Here is a 594-nt window from a genome sequence, read left to right on the forward strand (position 1 = left end):
GCGCTCTGCGCCGGCTGCAGTCTGTCATTCATGATTTTTATGACATCGCCCAGCTGCATGACGCGGCCGGCAAGGGTGAGACCCGGCTGAGCCAACAGACAGGGCGCGGCGTTATGGCCCGGCTCCACCACCAGTAAATTCACCTGCTCGCCGGTATCGCTCAGCCAAACGCAGGCGGCGTCGCCGCCGCTCGGCTGCCAGTGATGGGTATGGGCGATAAAGTGCCAGCTTTTCGGCATCTGCGGTTTGAGAAAACGGATGGCGGTGAGCGCGTTAAGGACTAATTCCGCCCGCTGCTCTTTCGATAGCTCGAGATCGCGACATTTTTCTTCAAAAGAGAAATAGAGCGCGGCGTCATCAACGCAAAATCCAGAAGGGGCAAAGGCATCCGGAGTCAGCATGCGCCGGGCGAAGCGCGAGCGAAATAACATGCCATTGGCCAGATCGAGCATCATGCGGTCGTGCTCTTCATCGTAATACCAACGCCAGTTATCGTCAGGTTTAATCCGCATTTTTCCCCCTGTCCCCTTTCATACGCCTCTGCAAAGTTGTTGCGACTTACCGCAGAATATTTTCTAAAATTAAGAAAAGTCT

1 protein-coding gene is annotated in these 594 nt (G+C 55.1%); it reads right to left on the bottom strand.

The features are described from left to right. Window positions 1-512, bottom strand: a 512-nt coding sequence (gene zapC, locus ABD353_RS39950; protein WP_344628605.1) for a cell division protein ZapC, incomplete at its 3' end; no start/stop codon positions are given. Window positions 513-594: the final 82 nt, after the last annotated feature.

Source organism: Kitasatospora arboriphila (assembly GCF_039528095.1).
Classification (GTDB): Bacteria; Actinomycetota; Actinomycetes; order Streptomycetales; family Streptomycetaceae; genus Kitasatospora; species Kitasatospora arboriphila.